Here is a 17,558-nt window from a genome sequence, read left to right as displayed (position 1 = left end):
GGCCGTCGGCCTCACGGTCGCTTCGCTCCCTGGCGAACAGATGCTCGCCAAGGAGGCCGCTTGCGGCCGACTGTGAGGGAGCGCCAGCGACCGAGGCGAGGCAACGTGAGCCGTTCGGCTGTGGTTCGCCTCGGCCTTCGGCCTCACGGTCGCTGCGCTCCCCGGCGAACAGCCCGCTCGCGCGGCGAGACCATCGCGAGCCCGACGGCTGTGGTTCGCCTCGGCCTTCGGCCTCACGGTCGCTGCGCTCCCTGGCGAACAGAATCCGCTCGCCAAGGAGGCCGCTTGCGGCCGACTGTGAGGGAGCGCCAGCGACCGAGGCGAGGCAACGTAAGCCGTCTGGCTGTGGTTCGCCTCGGCCTTCGGCCTCACGGTCGCTTCGCTCCCTGGCGAACAGCCTGCTCGCCAAGGAGGCCGCTTGCGGCCGACTGTGAGGGAGCGCCAGCGACCGAGGCGAGACCTCAGCGAGCCCGTCGACAGCGGTTCGCCTCGCTTCGCTCGCTACAGCTTCGACGCAGCGGGCTCGTCGAGGAGCCAGAGGGCGTCTCCGAGGCCGTGGACGCCCTTGGCGGGGGTCTGGGCCACTGGTCCGTCACCGAGGGCTCTGGCGACCGCGTCGGCCTTGCCGTCGCCGGACACCAGGAACCAGACCTCGGCGGCGTGGTTCAGGGCCGGGAACGTGAGGGTGATGCGCTCCGGCGGTGGCTTGGGGGAGCCGAAGACCTCGACACAGCGGCGTTCGGTCTCGTCGAGCTGGTCGAAGCCCGGGAACAGCGAGGCCACGTGGCCATCTGGTCCGACGCCCAGGAGCACCAGGTCGAACGGGTCGGCCGGCAGCGAGTCCCCGTAGCCGTTGGCCGCATCCGCCATCGAGTCCGAGCAACCGTGCGCCGGCATCGCGTGCACGTGGTCCGCAGGCACGCCCAGGCGGTCGAGGAACGCGTCGCGGGCCTGCTGGTCGTTGCGATCGGCATGCCCGGCGGGCACGAATCGCTCGTCGCCCCACCACCAGTGCACGCGCGTCCAGTCGGCGGTGTCGGCGCGCACGAGCTCGTAGGCCGCGATGGCGATGGTGCCGCCGGTCAGCACGACGTGTGGCTCACGGCCGTCGGCCTGCACCCGGGAGACCAGCTCACCCAGGCGCGTGGCGATGTCGGCGGCCAGCGCGTCGGCGTCGGACAGGACGATCGTGTGGGTGCTCATCGGTTCTCCAGGATGTGCTTGACGGTGGCACCGTAGACCTCGTCGGAGTCGAGACGGCGCAGGTCCTCGGCGAGCAGCTCGGCGAGCGTGCGGCGCGACAGCGGCACCACGCGCGGGGCCGAGCCGGGAACGCTGAAGGTGCAGGACGACTCGTCGATGCGCTCGATGCGGACCTCGCCGGCCTCGGTCTGCAGCGTCACCAGCATGATCTGGTGGTCGTCGACCCGGTGCCAGACGATGGGGATGCCCAGACGGCTCTCCAGCCAGGCCTCGAGAAGGACGCCGGCCGGATTGCCGGGACCGGCCGAGATGCTCCCTCCGGTGACCGGGCTCTGCACCTGGTCGAGGGCGGCGGCCAGCAGGGCGCGCCACGGTGTCAGGCGCGTCCACGACAGGTCGGTGTCGCCGGGCGAGTAGTGCCTGGCGACGCGGGTGAGGTTGCGCACCGACGACCGGGTCGCCTCGGCGTCGGTCAACCGGCGGTTGCCCAGCGAGCCGATCGGGTCGGCCGCGGGGTCGGTCGGCGGTGAACCGGGCCACCAGACCACGACGGGGGAGTCCGGCAGCAGCAGCGGCAGCACCGCCGACTCGGCGTGCTTGACCAGCCGTCCCGACATCCGCAGCAGGATCGACTCGCCGGCGGTCTCGCCGACCCGGATCTTGGCGTGCAGGTCAGGAGCGCCCCGACCGTCGCCGAGGATGACGCCGAGGATGCGGGCCGGGTGCTCCTTGGACAGCGTGGTGGCGGCGTGCAGCGCGTCCTCGACAGTCTCGTCGTCGCAGACGACGATCAGGGTCAGGACCATGTCCATCGCGGGACTGCCCGAGGCCAGGCGCGCCCGCACCATCTCGCGGGCGACCTCCGAGGACTTGGTGTGCTCGAGGGTGATCTGCATCTACGGTCTCCTCCAGCGTCGACCGTCGCGGGCGAGCATCGCGTCGGCGGACTCGGGCCCCCACGTGCCGGCCGGATAGGTGTCGATCGACTTCTGGCGCGCCCAGTGCTCGATGATCGGGTCGAGGATCTCCCACGACATCTCGACCTCTTCGTGGCGGGGGAACAGCGGCGGATCACCCAGCAGGACGTCGAGGATCAGGCGCTCGTAGGCCTCGGGGCTGCTCTCGACGAAGGTGCCGCCGTACGCGAAGTCCATGTTGACGTCACGGATCTCCATGACGGTGCCGGGGACCTTGGCGCCGAACCGCAGGGTCACGCCCTCGTCGGGCTGGATGCGCATGACCAACGCGTTCTGGCCGAGCTCCTCGACGTCGTTGCGGTTGAACGGCTGGTGCGGGGCTCGCTTGAACACCACCGCCACCTCGGTGACGCGTCGTCCGAGCCGCTTGCCGACCCGCAGGTAGAACGGGACGCCGGCCCAGCGCCGGGTGCCGATGTCGATGCGCATGGCCGCGAAGGTCTCGGTGCGCGAGTCGGCGGGAATCCCGTCCTCCTCGAGGTAGCCGGGCACCTCCTCGCCGCCGGCCCAGCCGGCCACGTACTGCGCGTGCGCCGTGTGTCGGTCCACGTCCTCGGGCGGACGCGCGTTGGCGAGGATCTTCTGCTTCTCGATGCGCAGGCTCTTGGCGTTGAAGGAGACCGGCTCCTCCATGGCGATCAGTGCCATCAGCTGCAGCAGGTGGTTCTGGATCACGTCGCGGGCGGCACCGATGCCGTCGTAGTAGCCGGCACGGGTGCCGATGCCGATGTCCTCGGCCATCGTGATCTGCACGTGGTCGACGTAGTTGCTGTTCCAGACCGGTTCGAACATCCCGTTGGCGAACCGGAACGCCAAGATGTTCTGCACCGTCTCCTTGCCGAGATAGTGGTCGATCCGGAAGACGCTCTCGGGCGCGAAGACCTCGTTGACGGTGGCGTTCAGCTCCTGCGCCGACGCCAGGTCGTGACCGAACGGCTTCTCGATGACCACGCGCCGCCAGCTGTCGCCGTCGGAGGTGGCGAGCCCGTGCTCCTTGAGCTTGGTGACGACGGTCGAGAACAGCGCCGGTGGGATCGAGAGGTAGAAGGCGTGATTTCCCTGGGTGCCCTGCTGCTCGTCCAGCTCGGCCAGCGTGCGGGTGAGCTCGACCCAGGCGTCGTCGTCGTCGAAGGATCCCTCGACGAAGCGGATCCCGGCGTACAGCTGCTTCCAGACCGTCTCGCGCCACTGCGTCCGGGCGCCGGCCTTGGCCGCCTCGCGGGCGAGATCGGCGAATCCCTCCTGACCGAAGTCGTGTCGGGCGAAGCCGACGAGCGCGAAGCCGGGCGGGAGGAGACCACGGTTGGCGAGGTCGTAGATGGCCGGGATCAGCTTGCGACGGGCGAGATCGCCGGTGACGCCGAACAGCACCAGCCCGCAGGGACCGGCGATCTGCGGAAGGCGCCGGTCCTGCGGGTCGCGAAGGGGGTTGGTGCTCATCCCAGCGCGTCGCGCACGCGCGCGAGGGAACCGAGGTCGGTCAGGTGCAGCCGCAGCACGGGGCGTCCATGGTCCCGGAGCACCTGGGCGTCACCGGCTGCCTGCGAGGCGATGAAGGAGCCGAACGTGAAGTCGCGGCCGGGCACCTGCAGGTCCTCGAAGGGGTCGCAGGTGATCTGGACGAAGACGCCGTTCGGGGTGCCGCCCTTGTGGTACTGCCCGGTCGAGTGCAGGAACCGCGGACCCCAGCCGAACGTGACCGGACGCCCGACCCGGCGGGCGACGCTCTCGCGCACGTCGGCGAAGTCGACCAGGTCGATGCGATCGAGGTAGGCGTGGATGGCCACGTAGCCGTGCTGCTGGTCCAGCTGGGCGAACAGGGCGTCGATGGCCGCGGGCACCGTGGACTCCGACGTGCCGTACAGCTCGACGTCGCCGTCGAAGTCGTCGGGCGACGGGGGAGCGGAGCTGCTGTCGAGCAGCTCGCGGGCGGCCGCCTTGGCGCTCTCGACGTCGGGCTGGTCGAAGGGGTTGATGCCGATCAGCCGACCGGCGACCGACGTGGCGACCTCCCAGGCGAGCATCTGGGCCGACAGCGGCCCGTCGAGACCAGCGGCGAAGCCGGACGACGCCGTGGGCGGCTCGGTACGGCCGATGGCCACCACGATCGAGTCCGGGGTGCTCGGATCGGCGTTGGGCGCGTCCAGCGACGGCACGACGACGGGCAGCACGCCCCGCCCGATCTTGCCGGTGGACTCGGCGACCAGCTGCTCGATCCAGTCGCCCACACCGTGGCTGGTGACGTCGGCGAGCACCAGCTTGTCGACCCGGTGGCGGTTGGCCACGCCGATCATGACGCCGAGGCGCAGGGCCGGGTTGTCGGGGGAGTCGGCGAAGACCGCGTCGTGCACACCGGCGGCGTCGTCGAGCAGTGCACCGACATCGACGCCGGCGAGGCCGCTCGGCACCAGGCCGAATGCGGTCAGGGCCGAGTACCGGCCGCCGACCTCGGGATCGGCCAGGAACACGCGGTACCCGGCCTCGGTGGCCTCGGCCTCCAGCGGCGAGCCGGGGTCGGTGACCACGACGATGCGCTCGGCCGGGTCGATGCCCTCGTCGCGGAAGGCCTGCTCGAAGGCGCGCCGCTGGCTGTCGGTCTCGACCGTGCCGCCGGACTTGCTCGACACGACCACGACGGTCCTGTCCAGACGGTCGGCCAGGGAGTCGAGCACCATGTCCGGCTGGGAGGAGTCCAGCACGGTCAGCTCGACGCCCGCGGTGTGGCAGATGACCTCGGGAGCCAGGGACGAGCCACCCATGCCGCACAGCACCACGTGGTCGATTCCACGGGCGCGCTGGTCCTCGCGCAGGGCGACGATCTGGTCGACCAACGGGCGCGACGTGGTGGCCAGCGACACCCAGGAGAGGCGCTTGGACGCCTCGGACTCGGCGTCCGGGCCCCACAGCGTCGGGTCCTGCTCGCCGATGCGCGAGGCCACGCGATCGTCGACGGCCTCCTGCAGTGCTGCGCTGAACTCGGCGTCGTCGGCGACGGTCAGCCCGAGGGCGACCACGTCAGGCCTTCTCGATCTCGGTCGCGACCGTCTTGAGCAGCTCGGCCCAGGACGCGTCGAACTTCTCGACGCCCTCGTCCTCCAGCTTCGCGACGACCTCGTCGTAGGAGATTCCCTCGGCCTCGAGGTCGTTGATCACCTGACGTGCGGCGTCGTAGCCGCCGGTGACCTGGTCGCCGTCGATCTCGCCGTGGTCGGCGACGGCCTGCAGGGTCTTCTCGGGCATGGTGTTGACGGTGTTGTCGACGACCAGCTCGGTGACGTACATCGTGTCGGGGTACGCCGGGTCCTTGACGCCGGTGGAGGCCCACAGCGGACGCTGGCGGTTGGCGCCCTTCTCGGCCAGCGCGGCGAAGCGCTCGCCCGAGAAGACCTCCTCGTAGGCCTCGAAGGCCAGGCGGGCGTTGGCGATGGCGGCCTTGCCGCGCAGCGCATGACCCTCGGGAAGCCGTCCGTCGACCTCGGAGTCGACCCGGCTGACGAAGAACGACGCGACCGAGTGGATCGCGGACAGGTCGTGCCCGCTGGCGGCAGCCTGCTCGAGCCCGTACAGGTAGGCGTCCATGACGCCGCGGTACCGGTCGAGCGAGAAGATCAGCGTGACGTTGACGCTGATGCCGGCCGCGATGGTGGCGGCGATGGCCGGCAGACCCTCCTCGGTGGCCGGGATCTTGATCAGCAGGTTCTCGCGGTCGACTCGGTCCCACAGCTTCCGCGCCATCGCGACGGTCTCGTCGGTCTTGCGGGCCAGACCCGGGTCGACCTCGATCGACACCCGTCCGTCGACGCCGTGGGTGGCGTCGAACACCGGTCGCAGGATGTCGCAGGCGTTCTGCACGTCGGTGGTCGTCAGCTCGAACACGGTGGTGTCGAGGTCGGCCCCCGCGGCCTTGAGCTCGGCGATCTGCGGGCTGTACTTCTCTCCGTCCGAGAGCGCGGAGGCGAAGATCGACGGGTTGGTCGTGACCCCGACGACGCCGGACTCGGTGACCATCTGCGCGAGGTTGCCCGACTCGATGCGCTCGCGGGACAGGTCGTCGAGCCAGATCGAGACGCCGGCATCGGCGAGAGCTTGCAGTCGAGTGTTCATGTTCCCTCCCGGGACGGTGGTGGAGTGATCAGTGGGTGTCGGCAGGCCCGATGGAACCGGCCGGACGTGCGTGGAAAGGTGCCGACGGCGCCGCACCGGCGGCCGCGATCGACTCCTTGGCCGCGGCCACGACCGCGTCGGCGGTGATGCCGAACGCGTCGTAGAGCTTGGCGAAGGACGCCGAGGCGCCGTAGTGGTCGAGTCCGACGATGCGGCCGGCGTCACCGACCACGTCACGCCAGCCGAGCGAGACCCCGGCCTCGACGGACACGCGTGCTCGCAGCGAGGGCGGGATGATCTCGTCGCGGTAGGAGGCGTCCTGCTCCTCGAACCACTCGCGGCACGGCATCGAGATGACCCGCGCCCCGATGCCCTCAGCGGCCAGTGCCTGGCGCGCCGCGACGGCGAGCTGCACCTCTGAGCCGGTGCCGATCAGGATCACGTCGGTCTGCGTGCCCTCAGGCGCCTCGAGCAGCACGTAGGCACCCTTGGCGACGCCGTCGAGACCGCTGAAGCCGTCGGTACCGCGCGGCACGGTCGGCACGTTCTGCCGGCTGAGCGCCAGCGCCACGGGTCGGTCGGTGAGCGAGAGCGTGTGCTTCCACGCAGCGACGGTCTCGTTGGCGTCGGCCGGACGCACGACGTCGAGACCGGGGATGGCGCGCAGGGCGGCGAGGTGCTCGACGGGCTGGTGCGTGGGTCCGTCCTCGCCCAGTCCGATCGAGTCGTGGGTCCAGACGTACGTGACGGGCAGCTGCTGCAGGGCAGCCAGCCGCACCGCTCCGCGCATGTAGTCGCTGAACACCAGGAAGGTGCCGCCGTAGACCCGGGTGGGGCCGTGCAGGGCGATGCCGTTCATCACCGCGCCCATCGCGTGCTCGCGGATGCCGAAGTGCAGCACCCGGCCGTACCAGTCGCCGGTGAACATCTTGGTGGAGTGCTCGGGCGGCAGGAAGGACGGCTCGCCCTTGGGGGTGGTGTTGTTGGAGCCGGCCAGGTCGGCCGATCCGCCCCAGAGCTCGGGCAGGCGAGGTGCCGCCGCGGTGAGGAACTCGCCCGACGCGACACGGGTGGCGACGCCCTTCTCGTCGGCGTCGTACGTGGGCAGGTCGGCGTCCCAGCCCTCGGGGAGCTCGCGCGAGGTGAGACGTTCGAGCAGCGCCGCCCCGTCGGGGTTGGCCGTGGCCCACGCGTCGAAGGTGGTCTGCCACTCGGCGTGTGCCGAGGCGCCACGGTCACGCGCGGCCTGCGTGTGGGAGATGACGTCGTCGGCCACCTCGAAGGTCTGCTCGGGATCGAAGCCGAGCAGCTTCTTGGTGGCGGCGATCTCGTCCGCACCGAGCGCCGAGCCGTGCGAGGCGCCGGTGTTCTGCTTGGTGGGCGCCGGCCAGGCGATGATCGTGCGCAGCTGGATGAAGCTGGGCCTGTCGGTGACCGCAGCAGCGGTCTGGAAGGCGTCCCACAGGGCCTGGACGTCCTCGGTGTAGCCGGTGCCGCCGTTGGTCCAGTCGACGGTCTGCACGTGCCAGCCGTACGCCTCGTATCGGGCGGCGACGTCCTCGGTGAAGGCCACGTCGGTGTTGTCCTCGATCGAGATCTTGTTGTCGTCGTAGAGGACCGTCAGGTTGCCCAGCTGCTGCGTGCCGGCGAGCGAGGACGCCTCGGCCGAGACGCCTTCCTCGAGGTCGCCGTCGGAGGCGATCGCGTAGACGTGATGGTCGAACGGGCTGGTTCCGGCGGCGGCGTCCGGGTCGAGCAGCCCGCGCTCACGACGGGCTGCCATCGCCATGCCGACCGCGTTGCCGACGCCCTGGCCGAGGGGTCCGGTGGTGACCTCCACGCCCGGGGTGTGGCGGTACTCCGGGTGTCCCGGCGTCTGGCTGCCCCACTGCCGCAGGTTCTTGAGGTCGTCGAGCGTCAGGGGGAAGCCCGCGAGGTACAGCTGGATGTACTGCGTCAGGCTGGAGTGCCCGCACGACAGCACGAACCGGTCGCGACCCACCCACAGCGGATCGGTGGGATCGTGCCGCATCAGCTTCTGGTAGATCAGGTAGGCCGCCGGCGCCAGGCTCATCGCGGTGCCGGGGTGTCCGTGCCCGGCCTTCTCCACCGCGTCGGCTGCGAGGAGGCGGGCCGTGTTGACGGCCTTCTCGTCCAGGTCGGACCAGTCCAGCTCCGCCGGGATCGAAGCTGCGGGGGCCGTGTCGTCGGTGGCCAGGTCGTCGTGTGCTGGGGTCACAGCGGGTGCTCCTGAGATGCGTCGGGAACGAAGGAGGGGATGGCCGGCCGGTCGATGCCAACCGTCGTCTCCGACCCTACTCGCGGTGGCTTAGACTGCTGCACGTGAGTGCCGTCGCGAAGACCCCTGAACCTCGGGTCGCCGCACCCGTTGCCCTCCTGGACGTTCTCAAGGCGTACATCGCGCTGACCAAGCCACGCATCATCGAGCTGCTGCTGCTGACCACGGTCCCCGTCATGTTCCTGGCCGCGCAGGCCGTCCCCGGCCTGTGGCTGGTGGCGGCCACGATCGTCGGCGGATATCTGTCGGCCGGCAGCGCCAACGCGCTCAACTGCGTGGTCGACGCCGACATCGACACCAAGATGCGCCGCACGTCACGGCGGCCGCTGGTGCGTCACCAGGTGTCCACCCGTGGCGCGCTCGTGTTCGGCCTCGTGCTCGGCGTGGTGTCGACGGTCTGGCTCGGGCTGTTCGTCAACTGGCTCTCGTCGGGCCTCGCACTGACCGCCAACGTCTTCTACGTCGTCGGCTACACGATGATCCTCAAGCGCCGCACCTCGCAGAACATCGTGTGGGGCGGCGCTGCCGGTTGCTTCCCGGCGATGATCGGCTGGACCGCGGTCACCGGCGAGCTCGCGTGGACGCCGTTCGTCCTGTTCCTCGTCGTGTTCTTCTGGACGCCGCCGCACTTCTGGGCGCTGGCGATGCGCTACCGCGAGGACTACGCGGCTGCCGACGTGCCCATGCTGCCGTCGATCGTCTCGGCCGACGAGGTCTCGCGCCAGATCGTCCGATACTCGTGGGTCATGGTGGTCACGTCGCTGGTCGTGTGGCCCATCACGCCCACCGGGTGGTTCTACCCGGCAGCCGCCCTCGCGCTCGGCATCGTCTTCCTGGTGGAGGCGTACGACCTGCGGTCGCGGGCCCGCGACACCGAGGACCTGTCGATCATCAAGCCGATGCGCCTGTTCCACTTCTCGAACGCATACCTCGCGCTGCTGTTCGTCGCCGCCGCGATCGACCCGTTCCTGCGCTGAGGCCCGAGCCGATGACGTCCGGCCGATGATTCCCGACACCTGGGTGCCGCATCGCCGGTCGGCGGACCGCGAGGTCGTCGGATACGTGGCACCGGCAGGCGATCTCGTGGTGCCGATGTCCCTGCTCGGGACGCCGCTGGGCGAGCCGGGGGACTGGTTCGACGCCGAGGAGCGGCTCGACGCGGTCGGCATGAGCCAGCTGGCCGAGACCTGGCTGCTGCGTCACGTCGACGGCAGCGAGCAGAGGGTCGTCGTGGTGGAGGTCGACACCCAGCGGGTCGTGGTGGCGAATGCCGACTTCGCCCTCGTCGTGGGCGTGCCGCGCGACATCGGCGAGCGCGTCGAGGTCGAGGTGCCGACCGATCGGCTGCGCCTCGCATGACCACTCCGCCCCGGGTGACCGTGCGCCCCACCTCCGCCGACGAGTGGGAGACGTGGCGCACGATCCGGCTGCGCGCGCTCGCCGAGTCCCCGGAGGCCTTCGGGACGCGGCTGGTCGACGTCGACGATCGTGAGCAGGCATGGCGGTCCCGCATCGACGCGGCCGAGGGCTGCTTCCTGGCCCATGACGGCGACCGGGTGGTCGGCATGGCCGCTGCCGACCCGGTCGACGGCGGCGGACTCGCGGTGCAGTCGATGTACGTGGTCGCGGAGGCTCGCGGCCGGGGCGTCGGGCGGGCGCTGATCGACGCGATCGTCGAGCTGGCCGGCGGACGTGACCTGGTGCTCGGCGTCATGCCCGACAACCACACGGCCATCGCCGCCTACGAGCGGGCCGGCTTCGTCCACGACCCGGCCGTCAGCGGCGTCCACTGCGAGATGACCATGCGATTCGTCCCACCACCAGAGGAGTTCGACCATGCCCGTTGACCCGACCGGAGCAGATCTCAAGCGCTACCTGAGCGAGGACCCGGGCGGACCCGTCGTGATGCTGAACCTGATCAAGCTCAAGGCTGACGGCGGCCGTGAGGGCTATCGGGCCTACTGCGACGCGTTCGCCGGCCACTCGGAGCGATTCGGCGCCAGGACCCTGCACGTGGGAGACCTGGGCACCGACGTGGTCAAGCGTGACGACTTCGACTGGGACATCGTGCTGCTGGTGGAGTATCCGTCGAGGGCGGCGTTCAGCCAGATGGTCGCCGACCCCGAGTACCAGAAGATCACGCACCTGCGCACCGAGGCGGTCTCGGAGGCGGTTCTGCAGGCGTCGACCCCGTGGTCCTAGCCGAAGGACCGTCACACCGCCTCGTCGCCGAGGCGCCCGACCTGCGGCTGCTGGAGCGATTCCTCCGACGCTTTCGCAAGGTGGGGCTGCGGGGCGTGCTGGGCGATCTCGATCGGATCGGCGAACACGTCGACGTGCCGGGTGAGGCCCCCGTGGCAGGCATGGCCTGGCAGCGTGACGACCAGGACACCGAGCGCTGGTACCCGCAGGGCATCACCACCTCGGCGGACGCCTATGGTGCCGATCCCAGCGGCGGCATGTTCGAGGGCCACGACGTCGTCATGACCAGCTGGTACAGCAACGGTTGGTGGGGTTGGCTCCAGCTCGGTTCACGCATCTCGGTGATCGACTGGAAGGACGACGAGCCTCCGCGCTACCGGCACGTCCTCCTGGTGGAGCCGCGCCGGTTCCTCGGCCTGTTCCACCGGCTCAAGCCCGTGCGGGTCCATGCCGGCGGGATCGTCTGGTACGGCGAGCACCTGTTCGTCGCGGGCAGCTCCAGCGGTGTCCGGGTCTTTCGACTCGACGACATCGTTCGGGTGCGCAGCCGCTGGCGGACCAAGGGCTATCGCTACGCGCTCCCACAGTTCTCGTTCTTCGCAGCAGAGCACGACGAGGGCACCCACCCGATGACCTACTCGTTCATGTCGTTGGACCGCGCCGGCGAGGTCGATCACCTGGTGGCGGGCGAGTACGGGCGCAAGGGCGGGAGCCACCGGCTCGTGCGCTTCGCCATCGATCCGGACACCGAGCTGCTGCGCAGCGACGAGCAGGGGCGAGCGGTCCCGACCGACCTGCACACCCGCCAGATCGCCCGGATGCAGGGCGCGGTGATCGCCGAGGGCACCTGGGCCGTCACGTCGAGCAACGGCGAGGGCAACGCCGGCGACCTGTGGGCGGGGACACCGGGCGACTTCGTGCGGCACCGTGGCGTGCTGCCGACCGGGCCCGAGGACATCACCTACCTGCCGCAGCGCCGACAGCTGTGGTCGCTCACCGAGTGGCCAGGTCGGCGATGGGTGTACGCGATCGACGCCGATCGCTGGATGGACCTCGACCGACGCGTCTAGGCCGAGGTCAACGCGTCGAGCAGCTCGCCCGCGGCTCGGCGGTTGCCGGCCACGTGCCAGCGGTGACCGCGGTGCTCGACGGTCTCGGCACGACCGCCGGCGGCACGCACCAGCGCCTGCCCCGGCAGCCAGTCCCAGTCGGGAGCGGAGTGCTGGGCCCAGACGCCGATCCGCCCGCCGGCGACCGCCGCGAGGTCGCACGAGCCGGATCCCAGGATGCGTGGCGTGGCCACCGCGCCCGCGATGGCGAGCCACACGTCGCGGACGTCGGGATCGTCGAGCGTCGTCGGGTGGACGTACGTCGCCAGGCTGCACGTGTCGAGCGGCCGGTCGACCAGGGTGGCGACGGGGGTGCCGTCGAGGGTCGTGGGATGGTCACGTCCCCCGAGCCACGTCTCGCCCGTGATCGGCTGGTGGACGGCTCCGACCACCGAGCCGTCGGCGTCCTCGAGAGCCAGGGCGCTGCACCAGTAGGCGAGGCCGCTGAAGAAGTTGTAGGTGCCGTCGACCGGATCGATCACCCATCGCCGTCCGCTCGTGCCGTCGCGCTGGGTGCCCTCCTCGCCGAGGAGGCCGTCGTCGGGGCGTTCACGCAGCAGCGTCTCGGTGACCAGCGCCTCGGCGGCGTGGTCCGCTGCCGTCACGACGTCGCTGATCGAGGTCTTCTGCTCGGCATCGAGCCCATCGGCGCGCATCGAGGCGGCCAGGGCTCCCGCTCGGGTCACGAGGTGCTGGGCCAGGGCGAGGTCGTCCACGGTCTCAGCGTAGTGAGGAGTCCTCGTGGACAGCCGGCGCCACCGGGTCGCCGGCGTCGGCCGGAGTGAGCAGCAGCCGTGTGGAGGCAGCCACCAGCACCGCAGCACCCACCAGATGGATCGCCACGAGGGCGATCGGCAGCCCGGTGAAGTACTGCACGAAGCCGATCAGACCCTGGGCCAGCTCGACGACCAGCAGCACCACGGCCGCCCTTTGCACGGTGCCGGACGACTTCCAGATCGTCACGGCGGTGAGCACCACCAGCACGTAGACGCTGGCCGCGTGCACGTGGCTCATGACCTGCGGGTCCAGACCGTTGCGCGGGGCATCCACGTCGCCTGCGTGGGGTCCGGCACCCGTGACGACCGTGCCGAGGTAGACCGCGACCCAGGTGACCACGTAGGTGAGCATCACCAGCGGCAGCCGCGAAGCACGCGGCTGGTCGCCGTGGACGCGCAGCAGCAGCCACACCGAGAGCGCCACCAGGCTCATCGACAAGATCATGTGCAGCGCCACGACCCACGGGTTCAGGTCGGTCAGCACCGTGATGCCGCCGATCACTGCTTGGAACGGCACACCCGCGGCGATGACGACCGCCAGCCGCCGCAGCGAGCGCGACGTGCCGGCCCAGCGCCAGACCGCGAACACCATCGCGACGACGACACCGATCAGCACGTAGGTGAGCATGCGGTTGCCGAACTCGATGACGCCGTGGAATCCCAGCTCGCGGTGCGGGACGAACGACTCCTCGGTGCACCGCGGCCAGGTGGGACAGCCCAGGCCCGATCCGGTGAGGCGGACGAGCCCCCCGGTCAGGATGATCAGCGTGTTGGCGACCAGGGTTGCGCCGGCCCACCACGCGACGGTGCGGCGATCATGGGTGCGGTCGAGCGGGTTGGGGATCAGGGTCATTCCCATGTGAAGGTCCTCGAGACGAGCAGGCCGGCGCCGGCTGCCCACACGGTGAGCACGACGAGCGCAAGGGGATCGGGTCCGAGCCCGGCGAAGGTGTCGCGCAGGCCCTGCCCGAGCGCACCCGACGGGAGCAGCTCGAGGGCACGGCTCGCACCGGACGGATAGCGCGACAACGGCACCAGGAGTCCGCCGCCGACGAGCAGCAGGACGTAGACGAGGTTGGCGACGGCCAGCGTGGCCTCGGCGCGCAGGGTGCCGGCGATCAGCAGTCCGAGAGCCCCGAACGCGGCCGTGCCGAGCACCACGAGCAGCAGCATCTGGGCGACCGCGACGAGACCGCCCGATGGTTCCCAACCGAGCAGCAGCCCGACCGTGGAGAGGACCGCCAGCTGCACGATCTCGACCACCACGATGGCGGCCACCTTGCCCACCAGCAGACCCCATCGGGGCAGGGGAGAGGCACCGAGACGCTTGAGGACGCCGTAGCGTCGCTCGAACCCGGTGGCGATGGCCAACGACGTGAACGAGGTGGAGAGCACCGCCAGCGCGAGGATGCCCGGCGTGATGATGTCGATGGGCCGCCCTGCACCGAGCTCGACGATGCCCGTGGCCTTGGCGCCCAGCACCAGCAGCAGCAGCGGGATGACCAGGGCGAGCAACATCTGCTCGCCGTTGCGCACCAGCAGGCGCAGCTCCATCAGCGCCTGGCTGCGCAGCATCGCCGGGTAGGGCGCGGCGCCGGGACGGGGTGACAGGTCGAGGCTCACCGCAGGGCCCTCCCGGTCAGGTCCAGGAAGCGGTCCTCGAGGCTCTGCCGCTCGACGAGCACCGAGTCGATCAGCACGTGGTGGTCGGCGCACCACCCCGTCAGGGCGGCGAGGAGTGCCGGGTCCACCTCGCCGGTGACCACGTAGGAACCGGCAGTGGCCTCGTCGACCTTGGTGTCGTGCGGCAGCGCCCGCATCAGTGACTCGACGTCCAGACCGGAGCGGGCCACGAACCGGATGGTGTTCTGCGCGCCGGTGAGGGACAGCTCGGCGACGGTTCCCTGGGCGATGACCCGGCCGTGGTCGACGATGTGCACGCGGTCGCTCAGCGCCTCGGCCTCGTCCATGAAGTGGGTGGACAGCACCGTGGTGACGCCGTGGCCACGCAGCTCGCTGATCAGGTCCCACGTGGCGTGGCGCGCAGCAGGATCGAGGCCCGCAGTGGGCTCGTCGAGGAACAACAGCTCAGGACGTCCCACGACCGCCATCGCGAGGCTGAGGCGCTGCTGCTGCCCGCCGGACAGTCGGCGGTAGGGTGTACGGCCGTAGTGCTGCATGCCGAGCCGCTCGATCAGCAGGTCGACGTCCAGCGGGTTCGCGTGCAGCGACGCGATGTGGCGCACCATCTCGTGGGCGCGTGCACCGGACCACGCGCCGCCGCTCTGCAGCATGACTCCCACGCGTGGGCGCAGCGCCACGGCGTCGGCCCTCGGGTCCAGACCCAGCACGCGCACGGTGCCGGACTGGGGTTCGCGGAACCCCTCGCACGTCTCGATCGTGGTGGTCTTGCCGGCGCCGTTCGGGCCGAGGATCGAGGTGATGGTGCCCGGCTCGATGCTCAGCGAGAGCCCTTCGACCGCGGTGATGGAGCCGTAGCGCATGACGAGGTCGACGACCTCCACGGCGGGCTGGCTCACCGCATCAGTGTAGGTCTCGGCCAGAACGCCGCTCCGCGCACGTCGTGATCGCTAGGATCCGGGCATGAGCCTGGGTCCTGAGATTCGCGATGTGTTGTTCACGCCGGTGCGGTTGCGGGAGGGCTACGACATGGCTGAGGTCGACGCGTTTCTCGACCGGCTGGCCGTGGCGGCCGACAGCGGCCAGGCGCTACGACCGATGGTCGATCAGGCGAGGTTCACCCCGGTGCGTCTGCGAGAGGGCTACGAGATGGGTGAGGTCGACAGGTTCCTCGAGCGGATGGCCAGCGGTGGCGAGACGCCACCTCGTCAGGTCCGCGCGCGCGACACCGCCTCCGGTCCTGCGGTGGTGGAGAGGCAACGCGGGCTCATGTCGCGGATCTTCGGCCGAAAGGGCTGACGTGGACCTGCCCGTGATGCCGCCGCTCAAGCCGATGCTGGCGAAGTCGGTCAAGGGCGTGCCCGCGGCTGACTCGGTCGCGGGCGGTCTGTCGTTCGAGCCCAAGTGGGACGGCTTCCGCTGCGTGGTGTTCCGTGACGGCGACGAGGTGGTGCTGGGCAGTCGGTCCACCAAGGACCTGGCGCGGTACTTCCCCGAGCTGGTCGAGGCGTTCCGCCGCGAGCTCCCCGACCGCATCGTCGTGGACGGCGAGATCTTCCTGGCCGTCGATGGTCGGCTGGAGTTCGACGTGCTGTCGCAGCGCATCCACCCGGCCGCGTCCAGGGTCGACATGCTCGCCGAGACCACGCCGGCGTCGTTCGTCGCGTTCGACCTGCTCGCGCTCGGTGACGAGTCGTGGATGGAGCGTCCGTTCGGTGAGCGCCGCGCCGAGCTGGAGCGGGCTCTGGCCCACGCGTCGGCGCCCGTGCACGTCACGCGCACGACGACCGACGCGGCCGAGGCCGAGCAGTGGTTCGGCATCTTCGAGGGAGCCGGGCTCGACGGCGTCGTGGCCAAGGCCCTGTCCAAGCCCTACGCGCCGAACGGGCGCACGATGCTCAAGATCAAGCACGCGCGCACCGCCGACGTCGTCGTCGCGGGTTTCCGGCTGCACAAGACGTCGACCGACGAGCGTCCGTTGCTGGGCTCGATGCTGCTGGGCCTGTACGACGAGGACGGCCGGCTCCAGCACGTCGGGGTGGCGGCGTCCTTCACCGAGACACGGCGCGCTGAGCTGTTCGACCAGCTCGACGCGATGCGGGTGTCGCTCGACGAGCATCCGTGGGGCGAGTGGCAGGACGCGGCCGCGCAGGCGGGCGATCGGCTCCCCGGCGGCCAGAGCCGGTGGTCCGGCACCAAGGACCTGTCGTTCGCCACGATCGCCCCCACGTTGGTGGCCGAGGTCGGGTACGAGCACATGGAGGGCACGCGGTTTCGGCACACCGCGCAGTTCAAGCGATGGCGCGAGGACTGTGAGCCGCAGTCGTGCACGTACGAGCAGCTCGAGGAGGTCGCCTCGTACGACCTCGGGCAGATCCTGAGCTAGCGGTCGCCCATCTGGTGCAACCGGCGCAGGAAGGTCTCGTCCGGCACCAGGGAGTCCGAGGACCGCAGCTCGGACTCGAGCGCGTGGGGGAGTGCGCCGGCCGTCCTCATCTCGGTGTGCAGGTCCTGCATGTGGTGGTCGAGGACGGTGGCGGACTCGGCCGCCTCCTTCAGCCCGTCGAGCAGCGACTGCGGAACGTCCTCGCGGTACTTGTAGAAGATCTTGTGCTCCAGGCTGGCCCAGAAGTCCATCGCGATCGTGCGCATCTGCACCTCGACGGTGACCGGTTCGGTCCCGTCGGTCAGGAACACCGGCACCTCGAGCAGGGCGTGCAGGCTGCGGTAGCCGTTCGGCTTGGGGTTCTCGATGTAGTCGCGGACGTCGATCACGGTGATGTCGGACTGACCGCACAGCAGGTCGAACACCCGCCGCACGTCCGACACGAAGCTGCACACGACCCGCACGCCGGCGATGTCGGTGATGGTGTGCGCGATCGAGTCAAAGGTGGGCTCGGTGCCCTTGCGCTGCATCTTCTCCAGGATGCTCTCGGGCCGCTTGAGCCGCGAGGAGATGTTCTCGATCGGGTTCTCGTCGTGCAGATGCGCGTACTCGTCGCGCAGGATCGTCAGCTTGGTGACGATCTCGTCCATCCCGAAGCGGTACCGCATCATGAAGCGGGTGAAGTCCTGCCGCAGCTGGTTCAGGTCACCGCCAGGCTCCACCTGTTCGATGAGTCGGCCGAGGTCGAGCCCGCGAGGTGTGTCGTCCACCCGGTCACTGTAGGCAGACGATGCTGTGCGTCGTCGGTGCACGCTCCTGGACCGACCAAGGGCGCCCGGACGTGACCCGTGCCACGTGGTC

The 17,558-nt window shown here is 70.3% G+C and carries 18 protein-coding genes; 7 read left to right on the top strand and 11 right to left on the bottom strand.

Annotated elements, in window-relative coordinates:
* Positions 1-501: 501 nt before the first annotated feature.
* Genes pgl through tkt form a run of 6 tightly spaced genes read right to left on the bottom strand, consistent with a single transcriptional unit; the run spans position 502 to position 8,469 of the window.
* Positions 502-1,203 carry a 6-phosphogluconolactonase gene (gene pgl, locus AC0L5F_RS02640; protein ID WP_473315064.1) on the bottom strand — a complete coding sequence of 234 codons (702 nt, stop codon included), beginning with the start codon at positions 1,201-1,203 and terminating at the stop codon, positions 502-504.
* The gene (locus tag AC0L5F_RS02635; protein WP_473315063.1) at positions 1,200-2,099 is read right to left on the bottom strand and encodes a glucose-6-phosphate dehydrogenase assembly protein OpcA; all 900 of its coding nucleotides are present in this window, start codon (positions 2,097-2,099) and stop codon (positions 1,200-1,202) included. Before AC0L5F_RS02635 ends, pgl begins: the two co-directional genes overlap by 4 nt.
* Entirely contained in the window at positions 2,100-3,620 is a 1,521-nt protein-coding gene (gene zwf, locus AC0L5F_RS02630) for a glucose-6-phosphate dehydrogenase (protein ID WP_473315061.1), read from the bottom strand.
* Positions 3,617-5,194 carry a glucose-6-phosphate isomerase gene (locus tag AC0L5F_RS02625; RefSeq protein ID WP_473315060.1) on the bottom strand — a complete coding sequence of 526 codons (1,578 nt, stop codon included), beginning with the start codon at positions 5,192-5,194 and terminating at the stop codon, positions 3,617-3,619. The genes zwf and AC0L5F_RS02625 overlap by 4 nt, the downstream gene beginning before the upstream one ends.
* Before the next feature lies 1 nt (position 5,195).
* On the bottom strand, positions 5,196-6,284 hold the full coding sequence (gene tal, locus AC0L5F_RS02620) for a transaldolase (RefSeq protein ID WP_473315059.1): 1,089 nt from the start codon (positions 6,282-6,284) through the stop codon (positions 5,196-5,198).
* Positions 6,285-6,312: 28 nt separating this feature from the next.
* Positions 6,313-8,469: a transketolase gene (gene tkt / locus AC0L5F_RS02615; RefSeq protein WP_473316129.1), complete on the bottom strand. Its 2,157-nt coding sequence runs from the start codon at positions 8,467-8,469 to the stop codon at positions 6,313-6,315.
* Between the two features lie 158 nt (positions 8,470-8,627).
* On the opposite strand from tkt, the gene AC0L5F_RS02610 reads away from it, so the two are divergent.
* From AC0L5F_RS02610 to AC0L5F_RS02590, 5 genes are read left to right on the top strand one after another with little or no spacing between them, the layout of a single operon-like run.
* Entirely contained in the window at positions 8,628-9,560 is a 933-nt protein-coding gene (locus AC0L5F_RS02610; protein ID WP_473315058.1) for a heme o synthase, read from the top strand.
* Positions 9,561-9,585: 25 nt separating this feature from the next.
* Positions 9,586-9,942 (top strand): hypothetical protein, encoded by a 357-nt coding sequence (locus tag AC0L5F_RS02605; RefSeq protein ID WP_473315057.1) that lies wholly within the window; start codon positions 9,586-9,588, stop codon positions 9,940-9,942.
* Entirely contained in the window at positions 9,939-10,430 is a 492-nt protein-coding gene (locus AC0L5F_RS02600) for a GNAT family N-acetyltransferase (RefSeq protein ID WP_473315056.1), read from the top strand. Before AC0L5F_RS02605 ends, AC0L5F_RS02600 begins: the two co-directional genes overlap by 4 nt.
* Positions 10,420-10,785 (top strand): DUF1330 domain-containing protein, encoded by a 366-nt coding sequence (locus tag AC0L5F_RS02595; RefSeq protein WP_473315055.1) that lies wholly within the window; start codon positions 10,420-10,422, stop codon positions 10,783-10,785. The genes AC0L5F_RS02600 and AC0L5F_RS02595 overlap by 11 nt, the downstream gene beginning before the upstream one ends.
* Positions 10,776-11,855 carry a hypothetical protein gene (locus tag AC0L5F_RS02590; RefSeq protein WP_473315054.1) on the top strand — a complete coding sequence of 360 codons (1,080 nt, stop codon included), beginning with the start codon at positions 10,776-10,778 and terminating at the stop codon, positions 11,853-11,855. Before AC0L5F_RS02595 ends, AC0L5F_RS02590 begins: the two co-directional genes overlap by 10 nt.
* Here the strand turns inward: AC0L5F_RS02590 and AC0L5F_RS02585 are convergent.
* The 4 genes from AC0L5F_RS02585 to AC0L5F_RS02570 are packed head-to-tail and all read right to left on the bottom strand — an operon-like array spanning position 11,852 to position 15,210.
* On the bottom strand, positions 11,852-12,610 hold the full coding sequence (locus AC0L5F_RS02585; protein ID WP_473315053.1) for an inositol monophosphatase family protein: 759 nt from the start codon (positions 12,608-12,610) through the stop codon (positions 11,852-11,854). The genes AC0L5F_RS02590 and AC0L5F_RS02585 overlap by 4 nt on opposite strands.
* 4 nt (positions 12,611-12,614) lie before the next feature.
* Complete coding sequence (locus AC0L5F_RS02580) at positions 12,615-13,529, bottom strand: COX15/CtaA family protein (protein WP_473315052.1); 915 nt, start codon at positions 13,527-13,529, stop codon at positions 12,615-12,617.
* A complete protein-coding gene (locus AC0L5F_RS02575) occupies positions 13,520-14,293 on the bottom strand; it encodes an ABC transporter permease (RefSeq protein ID WP_473315050.1) in 774 nt (257 codons plus the stop codon). Before AC0L5F_RS02575 ends, AC0L5F_RS02580 begins: the two co-directional genes overlap by 10 nt.
* The gene (locus AC0L5F_RS02570; RefSeq protein WP_473315049.1) at positions 14,290-15,210 is read right to left on the bottom strand and encodes an ABC transporter ATP-binding protein; all 921 of its coding nucleotides are present in this window, start codon (positions 15,208-15,210) and stop codon (positions 14,290-14,292) included. Before AC0L5F_RS02570 ends, AC0L5F_RS02575 begins: the two co-directional genes overlap by 4 nt.
* Before the next feature lie 64 nt (positions 15,211-15,274).
* Here AC0L5F_RS02570 and AC0L5F_RS02565 point away from each other — a divergent pair, with 64 nt between their 5' ends.
* A complete protein-coding gene (locus tag AC0L5F_RS02565; protein WP_473315048.1) occupies positions 15,275-15,610 on the top strand; it encodes a DivIVA domain-containing protein in 336 nt (111 codons plus the stop codon).
* 1 nt (position 15,611) lies between these two features.
* Positions 15,612-16,697, top strand: coding sequence for an ATP-dependent DNA ligase (locus tag AC0L5F_RS02560; RefSeq protein ID WP_473315047.1), 1,086 nt, complete (start codon positions 15,612-15,614; stop codon positions 16,695-16,697).
* Here the strand turns inward: AC0L5F_RS02560 and AC0L5F_RS02555 are convergent.
* Complete coding sequence (locus AC0L5F_RS02555) at positions 16,694-17,467, bottom strand: GTP pyrophosphokinase (RefSeq protein WP_473315046.1); 774 nt, start codon at positions 17,465-17,467, stop codon at positions 16,694-16,696. The two genes, AC0L5F_RS02560 and AC0L5F_RS02555, sit on opposite strands and share 4 nt — an antisense overlap.
* Between the last annotated feature and the right edge of the window lie 91 nt (positions 17,468-17,558).

The sequence above is a fragment of the Aeromicrobium sp. 10G20-16 genome (assembly GCF_055809665.1).
Note: the sequence above shows the minus strand (reverse complement) of the source record. Positions and strands in the feature narration are given on the sequence as shown.

Excerpts from the sequence above, each read along its gene's own strand:
- pgl (WP_473315064.1), bottom strand. The coding sequence starts at position 1,203 with ATGAGCACCCACACGATCGTCCTGTCCGACGCCGACGCGCTGGCCGCC.
- AC0L5F_RS02635 (WP_473315063.1), bottom strand. The coding sequence starts at position 2,099 with ATGCAGATCACCCTCGAGCACACCAAGTCCTCGGAGGTCGCCCGCGAG.
- zwf (WP_473315061.1), bottom strand. The coding sequence starts at position 3,620 with ATGAGCACCAACCCCCTTCGCGACCCGCAGGACCGGCGCCTTCCGCAG.
- tal (WP_473315059.1), bottom strand. The coding sequence starts at position 6,284 with ATGAACACTCGACTGCAAGCTCTCGCCGATGCCGGCGTCTCGATCTGG.
- AC0L5F_RS02605 (WP_473315057.1), top strand. The coding sequence starts at position 9,586 with ATGATTCCCGACACCTGGGTGCCGCATCGCCGGTCGGCGGACCGCGAG.
- AC0L5F_RS02600 (WP_473315056.1), top strand. The coding sequence starts at position 9,939 with ATGACCACTCCGCCCCGGGTGACCGTGCGCCCCACCTCCGCCGACGAG.
- AC0L5F_RS02595 (WP_473315055.1), top strand. The coding sequence starts at position 10,420 with ATGCCCGTTGACCCGACCGGAGCAGATCTCAAGCGCTACCTGAGCGAG.
- AC0L5F_RS02580 (WP_473315052.1), bottom strand. The coding sequence starts at position 13,529 with ATGGGAATGACCCTGATCCCCAACCCGCTCGACCGCACCCATGATCGC.
- AC0L5F_RS02565 (WP_473315048.1), top strand. The coding sequence starts at position 15,275 with ATGAGCCTGGGTCCTGAGATTCGCGATGTGTTGTTCACGCCGGTGCGG.